Origin of the sequence: Nocardia sp. CA-135398, from assembly GCF_050955845.1 — a bacterium.
GTDB lineage: Bacteria > Actinomycetota > Actinomycetes > Mycobacteriales > Mycobacteriaceae > Nocardia.
In genome coordinates this window covers 4248297-4261716 of sequence record NZ_CP192084.1, presented here as the reverse complement: position 1 = coordinate 4261716, position 13420 = coordinate 4248297, and the positions used below count along the sequence as shown (strand labels likewise).

At 65.7% G+C, this 13420-nt stretch carries 12 protein-coding genes; 8 read left to right on the top strand and 4 right to left on the bottom strand.

What is annotated here, in order from left to right; all coding sequences use genetic code 11:
* The first annotated feature begins 32 nt into the window (after positions 1-32).
* Positions 33-644: a TetR/AcrR family transcriptional regulator gene (locus tag ACQP1T_RS18540; RefSeq protein ID WP_433761824.1), complete on the top strand. Its 612-nt coding sequence runs from the start codon at positions 33-35 to the stop codon at positions 642-644.
* A gap of 399 nt (positions 645-1043) precedes the next feature.
* Here ACQP1T_RS18540 and ACQP1T_RS18535 read toward each other — a convergent pair whose 3' ends face one another.
* Positions 1044-2561: a flavin-containing monooxygenase gene (locus tag ACQP1T_RS18535; protein WP_433761822.1), complete on the bottom strand. Its 1518-nt coding sequence runs from the start codon at positions 2559-2561 to the stop codon at positions 1044-1046.
* A gap of 367 nt (positions 2562-2928) precedes the next feature.
* On the opposite strand from ACQP1T_RS18535, the gene ACQP1T_RS18530 reads away from it, so the two are divergent.
* The 3 genes from ACQP1T_RS18530 (at position 2929) to ACQP1T_RS18520 (ending at position 6054) form a co-directional block, all read left to right on the top strand.
* On the top strand, positions 2929-4350 hold the full coding sequence (locus tag ACQP1T_RS18530; protein WP_433761820.1) for an APC family permease: 1422 nt from the start codon (positions 2929-2931) through the stop codon (positions 4348-4350).
* A gap of 139 nt (positions 4351-4489) precedes the next feature.
* The gene (locus ACQP1T_RS18525; RefSeq protein ID WP_433761818.1) at positions 4490-4903 is read left to right on the top strand and encodes a YybH family protein; all 414 of its coding nucleotides are present in this window, start codon (positions 4490-4492) and stop codon (positions 4901-4903) included.
* 110 nt (positions 4904-5013) lie between these two features.
* Entirely contained in the window at positions 5014-6054 is a 1041-nt protein-coding gene (locus ACQP1T_RS18520) for a crotonase/enoyl-CoA hydratase family protein (protein ID WP_433761817.1), read from the top strand.
* Positions 6055-6059: 5 nt separating this feature from the next.
* Here ACQP1T_RS18520 and ACQP1T_RS18515 read toward each other — a convergent pair whose 3' ends face one another.
* Complete coding sequence (locus tag ACQP1T_RS18515; protein ID WP_433761816.1) at positions 6060-6365, bottom strand: hypothetical protein; 306 nt, start codon at positions 6363-6365, stop codon at positions 6060-6062.
* A 319-nt stretch (positions 6366-6684) separates the two neighbouring features.
* On the opposite strand from ACQP1T_RS18515, the gene ACQP1T_RS18510 reads away from it, so the two are divergent.
* Positions 6685-7809 carry a BTAD domain-containing putative transcriptional regulator gene (locus ACQP1T_RS18510; protein ID WP_433761815.1) on the top strand — a complete coding sequence of 375 codons (1125 nt, stop codon included), beginning with the start codon at positions 6685-6687 and terminating at the stop codon, positions 7807-7809.
* On the opposite strand, the gene ACQP1T_RS18505 is transcribed toward ACQP1T_RS18510, so the two are convergent.
* Complete coding sequence (locus tag ACQP1T_RS18505; protein WP_433761813.1) at positions 7806-9893, bottom strand: serine/threonine-protein kinase; 2088 nt, start codon at positions 9891-9893, stop codon at positions 7806-7808. The genes ACQP1T_RS18510 and ACQP1T_RS18505 overlap by 4 nt on opposite strands.
* 177 nt (positions 9894-10070) lie before the next feature.
* On the opposite strand from ACQP1T_RS18505, the gene ACQP1T_RS18500 reads away from it, so the two are divergent.
* Positions 10071-10670, top strand: a complete 600-nt coding sequence (locus ACQP1T_RS18500; protein ID WP_433761812.1) for an HAD family hydrolase — start codon at positions 10071-10073, stop codon at positions 10668-10670.
* Here ACQP1T_RS18500 and ACQP1T_RS18495 read toward each other — a convergent pair.
* Positions 10667-11308 (bottom strand): TetR/AcrR family transcriptional regulator, encoded by a 642-nt coding sequence (locus tag ACQP1T_RS18495; RefSeq protein WP_433761811.1) that lies wholly within the window; start codon positions 11306-11308, stop codon positions 10667-10669. The two genes, ACQP1T_RS18500 and ACQP1T_RS18495, sit on opposite strands and share 4 nt — an antisense overlap.
* Positions 11309-11438: 130 nt before the next feature.
* Between ACQP1T_RS18495 and ACQP1T_RS18490 the strand changes: the two genes are divergently transcribed.
* Both ACQP1T_RS18490 and fabG read left to right on the top strand, forming a co-directional pair.
* Complete coding sequence (locus tag ACQP1T_RS18490) at positions 11439-12587, top strand: acyl-CoA dehydrogenase family protein (protein ID WP_433761809.1); 1149 nt, start codon at positions 11439-11441, stop codon at positions 12585-12587.
* Positions 12588-12622: 35 nt separating this feature from the next.
* Positions 12623-13375, top strand: a complete 753-nt coding sequence (gene fabG, locus ACQP1T_RS18485; protein ID WP_433761808.1) for a 3-oxoacyl-ACP reductase FabG — start codon at positions 12623-12625, stop codon at positions 13373-13375.
* The last annotated feature ends 45 nt before the right edge of the window (positions 13376-13420 follow it).

Here is a 13420-nt window from a genome sequence, read left to right as displayed (position 1 = left end):
ACATTGACGTCAATGTCAACGACGATGAATCCATGACACAGGCAGGCTGGTCGGTGCGCGCGGCGCGGGAAAGGTCCCATACCGACCGGCATCGCGCACTGCTCGATGCCGCCGCCCGCGTCTTCGCCGAGCGCGGCTACGACAAGACGACCGTCGCCGATATCACCGCCGCCGCAGGCGTTTCCCGCGCGACGATGTATGTCTACTTCGCCTCCAAGGACGAAATCTTCCTTGCCCTCGCCGCCCAGGTCCGCGACGATTTTCTGGCCGCTCAGGAGCCCGATATCGATACCGACGATCCCCGGGTGATGCTCGCCGCCACCATCGATGCCTTCGCCGCCGCGGTCCGCAATGCCGGACCCATGCTGCGCCTCATCGATGAACGCGGCGCTGTCGACGACCGAGTCGCCGTGCTCGCCGAGGAAATCGCCGAACGTCCCATCCGTCGCTTTACCCGCTACCTCGAACGCCTCGATGTCGCGGGCCGCATCTCCCCCACCGTCCCGCCACGAGTCATCGCCGAAACCATCGGCTACGCCCTGACCCGCGGCACCCTCACTCGTGCAGACGCCACCCCACGCGCCCGCGCCACCTACCTCGCCCACATGCGGACGGTCGCCGAAACCCTCTTGTCCCCAACCTGATTCGCCCGTATGCCGGATATCTCAGCGGATGTGCAGTTCTCGAAGCGATCCCACGCGGCACGCATGCGCACCGCCCACCGGCAATCCATCGCACCTGGCCTCGTTCACGGGCCAGCAGAGTCGCCTTCAGGATCGCCGCATCGTGTGCGGCCTGCACGCCTCGACCCGTGAACTAGATCGTTCAAGACCCTCGCGGCACAGTAATTTGCCGACTGCTCTGTGCGCCGTCCCGCCAGCATCGCCTCGAGGGCCGCCGAAGCCGGGTCGAGATGAAAGACATTGTCCGCCAGCTCTTGCCATTGTCTTGCGCGAACGGCGTAGTTCAGGCTCGGAACGCGGGGGGTCGCGGCATCGGCGACAGAAACGGCCGCAAGCCTTTCTCCCGCTGCAGGCCTGCTCCTAGGCGATCCGCTTACGCGCCTGACCTCTCGGCTTGCGGCCGGGCAGGGCGGCACTAACAGCCCCGTCGAAGGTGAGTACCCCGTCCTCCAGCGGCGCCTTGCGTAGTAGTGCGCGGTCACGGAAGTAGTTGTTGATGACCTGCCAGGGGCCGCGGGCGCCCTGGCGGGGCATGACGCCGTCGCCACGCTGGATATAGCCGGAGGTCAGGGCGCCGCCCATCAGTGATTGATCGGAGCGGTCGGCGTCTTCGGCGATCGCGACGACCTTGGTGTAGCCGTGCGCCTTCATGTGGTTGAGGACGCGGCAGAAGTATTCGGCGGCCAGATCTGCCTTCAGCGTCCACGAGGCGTTCGTGTAGCCGAGGACCAGCATCGCGTTGGGAATGCCGTCGAGCAGGGTGCCCTTGTAGACCACATGTTCGCGGGTCGATACCGGCTCGCCGTCCACCTCGAGTGCCGCGCCGCCCAGGATCTGCACGGTGAGACCGGTCGCGCTGATCACGATATCGGCGGGCAGTTCCTCCCCGGATACCAGCCGAATACCGGTTTCGGTGAAGCGGTCGATGTGATCGGTGACGATCGATGCCTTACCGCTGCGCAGCACCTTGAACAGGTCACCGTTCGGGACGACGCACAGCCGCTGGTCCCACGGGTTGTACGACGGCGTGAAGTGCCGCATATCGATCTGCTTGCCCAGTTGCATCCGCACCGCGGCCAGCAGCAGCTTCTTCGACAACTCGGGATTGGTGCGCGAAAGCTGGAAGCTGGCCCGCTGCAACGCGATATTGCGCGCCCGGCCCGCCCGGTAGGCGAGCTTCTCCGGTACCCGCGCGTACTTCATACCGACCGCGACCGGGTCATCGGCGGGTAATGCGGTGATGTAGGTGGGCGAGCGCTGCAGCATGGTGATGTGCGCGGTGTCGTCGGCCATTGCCGGAATCAGCGTGATCGCGGTCGCGCCGCTGCCGATCACTACGACGCGCTTGCCGCGGTAATCCAGTCCCTCGGGCCAGTGCTGCGGGTGCACGATCTGCCCCCGGAAGTCCGCCTCGCCCGAAAACTGTGGGCGGTACCCGTTGTCGTAGTCGTAGTAGCCGGTGCAGCCGACGAGGAAGTTGCTGGTGTAGATCTCGGTCTCACCGGTCTGCTCGTCGAGCGCCTCGACGGTCCACAGTTCGGCCTCGCTCGACCAGCTGGCCTTGGTCATCTTGCGTCCGAACCGAATGTGTTCGGTGACGCCGTATTCCGCCGCGGTGTCCTCGATGTATTGGCGAATGTGCGGCCCGTCGGCGAGCACCTTGGTGCCGATCCAGGGACGGAAGCCGAAGCCGAAGGTCAACATGTCGGAGTCGGAACGGATGCCCGGGTACCGGAACAGATCCCAGGTTCCGCCGATGGCGGTACGGCGTTCCAGGATCGTATAGCTGCGTCCGGTCTGCTCGCGGGTGAGATGGCACGCCATCCCGATGCCGGACAGGCCCGCGCCGATGATCAGTACGTCGACATGCCGCGTCATTGAGGTAATCCGTTTCGTCTGCTCTCACCCGGGCACCCTCGCCCGACCGCTCCCCAACATTACCTGTTATCTCCAGTAACGTCTAGTCGCCCGCTTTCGAGAATGCGCTGAGGGCTGGTTTCTCTCGATATCTGCCGCCGCCGTTACATGGTGATCGGCCGTCCAAGTATCGCTTGCCCGGTGATTGCGTTGTGTGCTGGATTGCGTGCGTCGCGGTGGTACACACGGTGCGTGACTGCGCACTGCGCATTCGCGCCGATGGATTGCTTGGTGATCGCCCCGGCGTCGACCCCGCCAACTCGGCCGACCACAATGGATAGCCGACTCCGGCGGTCGGCCGGAGTCGGAGCACGCAGTAAGGGAGTTCATGACCAGCCCAACCCGGTGGCGCCGCCGCCTGCCCGACTCCGCGACGAACCAGGCCGGGGCGCCGACCCTGAAGCGCAGTCTGGGTCGTATCGATCTCACGGCCATGGGTGTCGGCACGATTGTGGGCGCGGGCATCTTCGTCATCACCGGTGTCGCCGCCGCCGAGAAGGCCGGGCCGTCGATCGTGCTGTCGTTCCTGCTGGCCGGAACCGTCTGCGTGCTGGTCGCGCTCTGCTACAGCGAACTCGCTGCCATGGTGCCGGTGTCCGGCAGCGCCTATACCTACACCTACGCCACCCTCGGCGAGGGTCCGGCTTTCCTGGTCGGGTGGAATCTGCTGCTCGAATTCGTGATCGCGGGCGCGGCCGTGGCGATCGGCTGGTCGGGCAGCGTCGTGTCGGCGCTGGACTCCATGTTCGGCATCACCCTGCCCACCGCGATCACGGCGGGCCCGTCCGAGGGCGGCATCGTCAATCTGCCCGCCGTACTCATCATCGGCGTCATCGTCGCGGTATTGGTCGGCGAGGTCACGCTGACGGCCCGGATCACCAAGGCCCTGGTCGCGGTGACCATCGGCGTGCTGGTCCTGGTCGTCGCGATCGGTGCACCGCATGTCGATATCGGCAATTGGACTCCGTTCGCGCCGTTCGGATTCGGCGGCATCATCGGCGGCGCCGCCATCGCCTTTTTCGCGTTCCTCGGATTCGACGTGGTCGCCGCATCCGCCGAGGAGGCGCGCGACCCGCGCCGGGATATCCCGTTCGCGATCATCGGCACGGTTCTCATCGCCACTCTGCTCTACGCACTGGTCAGCGCCGTACTCACCGGCATCGCACCGTTCGCCACCTTGAACAACGCCTCGCCGATCGCGACCGCCTTCGGGAATATGCACATCGGCTGGATCGGCAATGTCATCGTGATCGCCTCGATCATCGCACTCACCAAGGGCCTGTTGCTGATCGTCTACGCACAGGTACGGCTGATGTTCGCGATGTGCCGCGACCGACTGCTGCCGCGCGGTCTCGCCGAGACCGGTCAGCGGGCCACTCCGGTCCGGCTGACGCTGCTGCTCGGCGTCGTGTGCGCGACCATCGCCGGTCTGCTGCCCATCGATATCGTCGTGGAATTGGTGAATATCGGCGCGCTGTCGGCATTCGCTGTCGTTTGTGTCGGAGTGTTCGTGCTGCGAAAGCTGGAACCGAATCGGGAACGACCGTTCCGCACCCCATTGGTGCCGCTGGTGCCGATTCTCGCGCTGATCGGCTGCGTACTGCTGGCAACCACCTTGGACGGGCTCACCTGGGTGCGCTTCGCGGTCTGGGTGCTCGTCGGCATTGCGGTCTACCTGGGCTACGGCCGTAAACGCTCGACCCTCGCGACCTCGACCATAACTGACTCAACGGTTTCTGCCGACGAGTAACCGGCGCGAAATTCGCCATTGGGATTTTGCACGAATGCATTCCGAGTCATTGCGTCCCCGAGGCGAATTCGGCACGCTCTCTTGGTAAGAGCCACGGCGCACACCCTCGCGGCCGGGCCGGAGAGGACGACGACCCGATATGTCCGATGACGAGAAGCAGATCCGGATCCTGATCGAGCGGTGGGCGGCGGCGGTGCATACCGGCGATCTGGCAGGTGTGCTCACCGATCACGCCGACGATATCGTGATGTTCGATGTGCCGCCGCCGAATGAAGGTGTGCGCGGCATCGATGCCTATCGGGACACCTGGCCCGGCTTCTTCGAATGGCAGGCATCGGGTGCCACATTCGACATCGTCTCACTGGAGGTGCAGGCGGGTGCAGACGTGGCATTCGCGCACGCACTGCTGCTGTGCGGCACCGCGGAGGATTTCGCCCGCGACCCGGCCAAGCGCCTGCGCATCACCTTCGGCCTGCGCAAGCAGTACGGACGGTGGGTTGTGGCGCACGAACATCACTCCTTCCCCGACGACAGTCCGACACCCGGGGTCTGAGCTCATCCCGGTTCGCTACGGTGGCATCGAGCGCAACGATGCATCGACCACCCGGTGGCGTGGTAGCACCGTTGCCGCGAATACGGCATCGAGTGCACCGGGAGTTCCACGTGAATCAGCCTGATAGCGAACCCTTTTCGAACCATGCGGGCACCCGCCCCGCAGCCTGGTACGAGAACTGGACGGAGGTACCCGATTCGCCGTGGCGCGATCGCCCCGAGCCCGGCGGCGAACGCGAGTACCGCACGTTGACCTATGAGCGCGATGGGCGCATCGCGCGCATCACCTTCAACCGCCCGGAGAAGGGCAATACGATCACCCCGGATACCCCGGTCGATCTCGCGCACGCGGTCGAGCGGGCCGATCTGGATCCGCGGGTGCATGTCATTTTGGTGTCCGGGCGCGGCAAGGGTTTCTGCGGCGGCTACGACCTGGATATGTTCGCCGAACACGGCAGCCACGGTGTCGACGGCACGATCGACACCACCGGCACCGTGGCCGATCCGGTGGTGCAGGCGGTCAATCACAATCCCTGGGGCACTTGGGATCCGATGATCGACTACGCCATGATGAGCCGGTTCAACCGCGGTTTCGCCAGCCTGATGAACGCGAACAAGCCGACCGTCGCGAAACTGCACGGCTTCGCCATCGCGGGCGGCACCGATATCGCGCTCTACTCCGACCAGATCATCTGCGCCGACGACACCAAAATCGGCTACCCGCCCACTCGGGTATGGGGCATTCCGGCGGCGGGCATGTGGGCGCATCGCCTCGGCGATCAACGCGCCAAGCGGCTGCTGTTCACCGGTGACTGCATCAGCGGAAAGCAGGCCGAGGAATGGGGCCTCGCGGTCGAATCGTGTCCGGCCGACGAACTCGACGAGCGCACCGAGGCTTTGGTGGCACGCATCGCGCGCATGCCGATCAACCAGTTGATGATGGCCAAACTGGCGCTCAATTCGGCCCTGCATTCGCAGGGCGTGACGAATTCGGCGATGATCAGCACGGTATTCGACGGGATCTCCCGGCATACACGCGAGGGCTATGCCTTCCAACTGCGTTCGGCCACGGTGGGTTTCCGCGAGGCCGTGCGCGAACGCGACGAACCATACGGCGACTACAAGCGCGCCCAGTTCCGCGCCGAGGAATAGCGCGCTCAGCGGGTGTAGCGGTGCTTCACGCCGATCGGGAAGTAGTCCGGATCGCCGGTGGGGCGTAGTTCGACATGCGGCAGGTGACGTTCGGGCGGAACGTAATGCGCGTATTCGCTATTGCGGCGCAGCAATTCGTCGCGAATCGATTCGGCGACGCGTCGGGTGCGTTCGGGGCTATTCGGTTCGTCGGGGACCAGTTCCACCGTGACGCGCAACGTCCGGTCGTGATCGGCGTTCTCCCACACTTCCAGCACGAACTTCCCGGTCACCCATTCGCTGACACCCGGCTGTTCCAGCCCGATCGTCACCGTCTCCGGAAAGACATTCGCCCCGAATATCGATACCGCGTGCAGCGACCGCCCGAAGACATAGACGAACGGCAGCTCCGGTCCGGTTTCGCCACCTAGGTCGAGGCCGTGGACCGCAGCGGATCGACTGACATCTGGCGCCCTCTCTCCCCGTCCGCCGCGTCAACGCTACCGGTGGCGGATGCGCGACATGCGCGATCGTCTGATACTTCTTCTGCACGGCGTGGTCCCCGAACGCGGTACCCGCTGCCACGATTGATACCGGAAACGGCGGGGTCGTGGCGCTCGATGGTTATTTCGAGAACGGGAGGACAGGGGGATGTCTGATATGCGGGCGGAATTCGGGGTACTCGGACCGGTACAGGTGACGATCGATGGGGTGGAGCAACCGCTCGGTGGTGTCAAACAGCGCGCTGTCTTGGCATATCTCGTGGTGAACGCGAACCGTCCGGTGTCGACGGAGGCGCTGGCGCAGGCGGTATGGGAGGAGAATCCGCCGCCGGATATCCGGATCAGCCTGCACACCATCGTGTCGAATCTGCGAAAGCCGTTGCGGGATGCCGGACTCGACGCGCGCACCATCCTCTCCCGCGCAGGCACCGGATACCGGATCACGGTGCCCGCGGACAGGTGTGATGTCCAGCGGTTCCGCGCGCGCAAGGAATCCGGTTTGCGGGCCATGGCCGCTGGCCGGTTCTCGGTGGCGAGCGAAGTGCTCGCCAGCGCGCTGGCGCAGTTTCGCGGCACCGCACTGGCGGATTTGCAGGGCCTCGGCTTCGCCGATGCCTTCGCCACCGCCCTGGACGACGAGCGGATCGGCGTTATCGAGGCCCGCGCCCAGGCCGAGATCGCGCAGGGCCGGGCCGACGGCGTCATCGCCGAGCTGGTCGAATTGGCCGATAGGTATCCGTTGCGCGAACCGCTGTGGGAGCAGCTGATCACCGCGCTGTATGTGAGCGGTCGACAGAGCGACGCACTCGAGGCGCTGCGCCGGTTGCGGACGACGCTCGCCGACGAACTCGGCATCGATCCGGTGGCCTCGATACGCGAACTCGAAGCCAAGATGCTGCGCCAGGAACCGCTCACCCCGCCCGCCGATGCCGTCGCATCCGCACTGCGCGCCACCACCGTCGTCGACCTGATAGCGCCCGGATCCCAAGCCTACCTGCGGGATTCGAGCGGACAGACCTTCCCGATCACCGGCCCGTTCACCCGCATCGGCCGACTGCCCGATAACGACATCGTGCTCGACGACGGCAAGGTCAGCCGCCATCACGCCGTCATCGTCAGCAATGGGGTGACGTGCGTGCTGAAGGATCTGATGTCCTCCAACGGTGTGTTCGTCGGCGGGGTTCGGGTCATCGACGGGGCTGCGCTCACCGATGGTGTGACGATCCGTATCGGCGATACCGAATTCACCTTCGGCGTAATGCCGCATATCTAGCGCGCGTGCTTATCGAACCAGTTCAACAGTTCGGCTTCGGTTTTCGGTCCGGGAAGCGGGTTTTCCGGTACCAACGTACAGAACTGGGAGATCAGGTGGGCGGCGTCGTGCACAGCGATCAGGCAGGTCCTGGTGCCGATATCCGGATCGTTGTCCAGGAAGCAGAAGAATCGGCCGATCTGTTCGTTCCCCTTCTGCCAGACTTCGTCGGCGCCCCCGCCACTACCACCACAGCGGTGTCCGCCGAGCACCCCGATATCGGCGCGGTACACGGCGGCGGCCGACTGACTGTCCGGAAATCCGAAGAACAGGGCGGCGGGAGAGTCGGGCGGTGTACTGCAGGCGATGGCGGCGTTCACCGTGCCGCCGGGCGGCGACATGTGCTGACAGTTCCCCGGACCGAAGCCGCGGCCGAGGGCCGCGAGGACCGCCCGGTCCTCGGGCGTGAAGAAGTCCGGGTCACGGGCGGCTTCGCCGCTCAGGAACTGGGTCGCGGCGCCCTTGGCCAGGTAGTCGCGTCGAGGCTGATCGCTCGGTGACGGCCAGATGAAGAAGGCCAGTGCCAGCTGAGCCTCATCGGTGACGATCAGGGATGGTTTCGGCGCATCCGGTGACTCGGCGCGGTTGGCGACGCACGCTTTGCGGCCGATCTCCTTGCCTTCGTAGATCACCGGCCCATCCACCCCGGCGGGGTCACCCGGGCAGTTCGTGGCTTGGAAGGTGCGGATCAGGAGGCTGTAGTAAGCGCGCAATGCGTCGAGATTGCGGAACCGCATGTATCGGACCGCGGACTCACTGGCCGCGGGGTGATCCGGGCAGAAAATGACCGCGACAGTGGTGGAGGTGTCGGGCTGCTCATGCTGGCAGGTGGATCGCTTGCGGCCGGCCTGGGCGACGATCTTCAGCAGATCGATATCCGCGTCGCGCAATGCGGTGGCGTCGGCGACCGCGGTGCCTTTGCGATCGGCGAGCAAGGTCCAGGCTCCGAATCCGGCCCCGGCGGCGATTACGGCAGCGAGCGCCAGGACGAGCGCGGTCAGCACCCGGCGTCGGCGGCGCCGTTCGGCACCTGGTTCCCGCGCATCGGGCTGCTCGACATCGGATCGCTCCGTATCGGGTTTCGGGGCAACGGCCGACAGGTCGTCACGAGTGGCGGTGTCGAGTGAGCCGCCTTGTGCTACTTCACTATTCGCGGTTCGATCATCGGTCGCGGACACCACGGTGTGTCCCTCGGTAACCGCGCCCGCACCCGTCAGCGCCGCCTCCGCCGCATGTGCCAGGTCCCCTGCCGCCCGATAGCGTTCGCGCACGTTCTTGGCCATACCGCGCTCGATGACGGTATCGAGTGCGGGCGTCACATTCGGCCGGCTCGTGCTCGGTCGCGGCACCGGCTCGAACAGATGCGCGCTGATGATCTCGGCGTCGGTGCTGCCCCGATACGGCCGTGCGCCGGTGAGGCATTCGTAGAGCACACATGCCAGCGAGTAGACATCGACCGCGGGCGTGGTGTGCTCGGCCCGGAACCGCTCCGGCGCCATATAGCTGAACGAGCCGATCACCGCACCGTGGGTGGTCAGCCCGTGGTCGGCATCCGAATGCGCGATACCGAAGTCGACCAGATAGGCGAAACCATCCGGTGTGAGCAGAATATTGTCCGGTTTGACGTCACGGTGGACCAGCCCTTCGGCATGTGCCGCGTCCAGTGCCGACGCGATCTGGCGGATCACCGCCACCGCCTGCGGCGCGGGCATCGGTCCCGTGCTCTGCAATACCGATGGCAGGCTGGCACCGTCCACCAGGCGCATATCGATGTAGAGGCGGCCGTCGATCTCGCCGTAATCGTGAATCGGGATGACATGCGGTTCGCGCAGTCGCGCGGCCGCATCGGCCTCGCGCTGGAACCGCTCGCGGTACCCCTCGTCCTGCGCGAGCCCTTCCAGCAGCACCTTGATCGCCACACTGCGGCGCTTGCGCAGGTCGTAGGCCTGGTAGACCTCGCCCATGCCGCCGCGTCCGAGCAGTCGATCCAACCGGTAGTGCCCGAATATCGAGCCCACGGTCAGTGGCTGGCGCTGGCTCGTCATCTCGTCCTCCGCGATGCAGACCGTAGCCGTTCGCTCGTCGGTCAACTGTAAGGTCGGCGACCGGCTTTTCGTGCCGCCTGCGGAAATGTTCCCCCTGATTGATCTTCGCCGTGCCCGGTTTGGTTAACCGCCGGTGCTGTCGCGCGGCCGATCCGGCGTCGGCGATAGAGTCATGGGATGACCTGGACCGTCGGATTCGACCTCGATATGACGCTGATCGACTCCCGGCCGGGTGTGTGCAAGGCGATCGAGCAGTTGGCCACTGAGTTCGACCTACCGTTGCGCGGGGCCGAGTTGGCCGACCGACTCGGCCCGCCGCTGGCGATGCTGCTGGCCGACGCCGGTGCGCCCGCGGAGCTCATTGCGGCACTCGTGACGCGCTATCGCGAGATCTATCCATCGATCGTGCCCTACATTCCGGCCATGCCCGGGGCCGATGCCGCATTGGAGGCCGTCCGCGCCCGCGGCGGACGGGTGCTCATTGTGACCGGGAAGCACGAACCGCTGGCCCGGCTGCACGTGGCCGAACTCGGGTGGCGCATCGATGAGGTGGTCGGCGATCTGTGGTCCGACGGCAAGGCGGCGGCATTGCGAGAGCACGGCGCGGCCCTGTTCGTCGGCGATCACGAGGGCGATATGCGCGGGGCGCGAGCGGCCGCCGTGTACGCGCTCGGGGTCGCCACCGGCCCCTGCGATGCCGACCAATTGCGCACGGCGGGAGCGGATTTCGTCCTGGATGAGCTGACCGGATTCCCGGACTGGCTGGCCGCGCGCTAGCCCGCCGCACTCTCCAGCGCCTCGAACCGCAACGACAAGCCGTCCAGCAACGCACTCAATCCGGTTTCGAAGGCGGCGTCATCGATATCGCGCTGCCGCCCCGACAGCAGATGCGCCTCGTCCAGATGCGGATAATTTCCGCGATAGACCGCCGCGTCCTCCGGGAATCCACCCGCGAACGAGCCCAGCGTCGACCCGGTGACGAAGAACCGCATCAGCGCACCCACCTGGGTGGCCTCCCGTCGCGGCCAACCCGCCGCGACCAAACCCCCGAAGACCGCATCGGCCTGCCGCAATGCATTCGGCCGTCGGCCCATGCCCTGATTCAGTGCGGGCACCACCTTCGGATGCGCCGCCAGAGCGGCCCGATACGACCTGGCCCAATCGCGCAGTGCCACCCGCCAATCCGAGATATCGGTGAACATGGACAGGTCGATCTGGCCGAGTACGGCATCGACCATCGCGTCCAGCAGATCGTCCTTGGTTGCCACATGGTTGTAGAGCGATGGGCCCTGCACACCGAGTTCGTTGGCGAGGCGGCGGATCGAAACCGCCTCCAGCCCTTCGGCATCCACCAGATCCAGCGCGGCCGACACGATGCGGTCGCGACTGAGTAAGGGGCGGCGGGGTCTTCCCACGAAAACCTCCTGGTCGATCAATCCAGTGTCGCATGGCGGATACCCGCAACCTCAAACTTGCATTGTTAGTTTATCGGTGGTTAGCATACAAGAAACTTTCACTGTTAGTTTCCTTGCCCCCGGAGTCGCGATGAACCTGGAACTCTCCGACGAACAGGCCGCCGCCAAGCGCCTGGCCGCCGAATTCGTCGACCGCGAGATCGCGCCGCATGCGAGGGAGTGGGACCGGACCGAATCCGTCGATATGGCGATCGTGCGCAAATTGGGTGAAGTCGGCTTCCTCGGCCTGACCATCCCCGAGGAGTACGGCGGCAGCGGCGGCGACCATCTCAGCTACTGTCTGGTGCTGGAGGAACTCGGACGCGGCGACTCCGCGGTGCGCGGAATCGTCTCGGTCTCTTTGGGTTTGGTCGCCAAGTCGATCGACCACTACGGCACCGAGGAGCACAAGCGCACTTGGCTGCCGCGCCTGACCTCGGGATCCGCACTCGGCTGCTTCTGCCTCACCGAACCAGGAACCGGCTCGGACGCGGCACAATTGCGCACCCGCGCGGTCCGCGATGGTGACGACTGGGTGCTGTCCGGGACCAAGATGTTCATCACCAACGGCACCTGGGCCGATGTCGCCCTCGTCTTCGCACGTACCGGCGGCGAAGGACATCGCGCCATCACCGCATTCCTGGTCCCGACCGATTCCCCCGGCTTCACCGCCCGAACCATCCACGGCAAGCTCGGATTGCGTGGACAGGCCACCGCCGAAATTGTGCTCGACGGCGTCCGGGTTCCCGACAGCGCCCGGTTGCACGACGAAGGCAAGGGTTTCACCGTCGCGATGGCGGCGTTGGCCAAGGGCCGGATGTCGGTGGCCGCCGGTTGTGTGGGTATCGCACAGGCCTGCCTCGACGCCGCCGTCGGATATGCAACCGAGCGTGAACAATTCGGCAAGCCGATCGCCGGGCACCAGCTGGTGCAGGAGTTGCTCGCCGATATCGCCCTCGACGTGGACGCGGCCCGGCTCCTGGTGTGGCGCGTCGCCGACCTGATCGACCGCGGTGCCGAATTCGCCGTCGAATCGTCGAAGGCCAAATTGTTCGCGAGCGAGGCCGCGGTGCGCGCGGCCGACCGGGCACTGCAGGTCTTCGGCGGTTATGGCTATATCGACGAATTTCCGGTCGGTAAATATCTGCGCGATGCCAAGGTGATGACCCTGTACGAGGGCACGAGTCAAATCCAGAAGCTGCTGATCGGGCGTGCGCTGACCGGAGTCAGCGCATTCTGATGGCCGCCGTAGCAAACTCCCGAGGAGGACGTTCGATGACCAGATTCACCGACCGGATCGCCGTTGTCACCGGCGCGGCACAGGGTATCGGCGCGGCCACCGCGCAGGTGCTCGCCGCCCAGGGCGCACAGGTCGCGGCGCTCGACCGCAATGCGCCCGAGGACACCGCCGAACAGATCGTCGCGGCGGGCGGCGTGGCCCGCGGTTATGTCTGCGATGTCACCGACCGTGCGTCGGTGGAATCCGTATTCGCCGAAATCGCAACCGATCTCGGCGGGCCGCACATTCTGATCAACAATGCTGGCATCACCCGCGACGATCTGTTCTTCCGGCTCTCCGAGGACGACTGGAATGCGGTGCTCACGGTCAATCTCACCGGCGTCTTCCACTGCACCCAGGTGGCACAGGAGTACATGGTCGCCCAGCGCTACGGCAAGATCGTCTCGCTGTCCAGCCGCTCGGCGCTCGGCAATCGCGGCCAGGCGAACTACGCCGCCGCGAAGGCGGGCATCCAGGGCCTGACCGCGACGCTCGCTCTCGAGCTCGGGCCGTACAACATCAATGTCAATGCCGTCGCGCCCGGCTACATCGCCACCGCGATGACGGCCGCGACCGCAGACCGGGTCGGGCTCACTGCCGAGGACCACCAGAAGGCCGCGGCCGAACGGACTCCGCTCGGCCGAGTGGGGCAGCCGCAGGAGGTCGCCGCGGTGATCGCATTTCTGGCCAGTGATGAGGCGTCCTACGTCAGCGGCCAGACGTTGTACGTCAACGGCGGAGCACGCTGAATCCATTGGTAGCGACCGGTCGGTATGGGCGAATGGGATGTGTTC

Bases quoted from the DNA above. Each gene is read 5' to 3' on its own strand.
- ACQP1T_RS18540 (WP_433761824.1), top strand. From the start codon at position 33: ATGACACAGGCAGGCTGGTCGGTGCGCGCGGCGCGGGAAAGGTCCCAT.
- ACQP1T_RS18535 (WP_433761822.1), bottom strand. From the start codon at position 2,561: ATGACGCGGCATGTCGACGTACTGATCATCGGCGCGGGCCTGTCCGGC.
- ACQP1T_RS18530 (WP_433761820.1), top strand. From the start codon at position 2,929: ATGACCAGCCCAACCCGGTGGCGCCGCCGCCTGCCCGACTCCGCGACG.
- ACQP1T_RS18525 (WP_433761818.1), top strand. From the start codon at position 4,490: ATGTCCGATGACGAGAAGCAGATCCGGATCCTGATCGAGCGGTGGGCG.
- ACQP1T_RS18510 (WP_433761815.1), top strand. From the start codon at position 6,685: ATGTCTGATATGCGGGCGGAATTCGGGGTACTCGGACCGGTACAGGTG.
- ACQP1T_RS18505 (WP_433761813.1), bottom strand. From the start codon at position 9,893: ATGACGAGCCAGCGCCAGCCACTGACCGTGGGCTCGATATTCGGGCAC.
- ACQP1T_RS18500 (WP_433761812.1), top strand. From the start codon at position 10,071: ATGACCTGGACCGTCGGATTCGACCTCGATATGACGCTGATCGACTCC.
- ACQP1T_RS18490 (WP_433761809.1), top strand. From the start codon at position 11,439: ATGAACCTGGAACTCTCCGACGAACAGGCCGCCGCCAAGCGCCTGGCC.
- fabG (WP_433761808.1), top strand. From the start codon at position 12,623: ATGACCAGATTCACCGACCGGATCGCCGTTGTCACCGGCGCGGCACAG.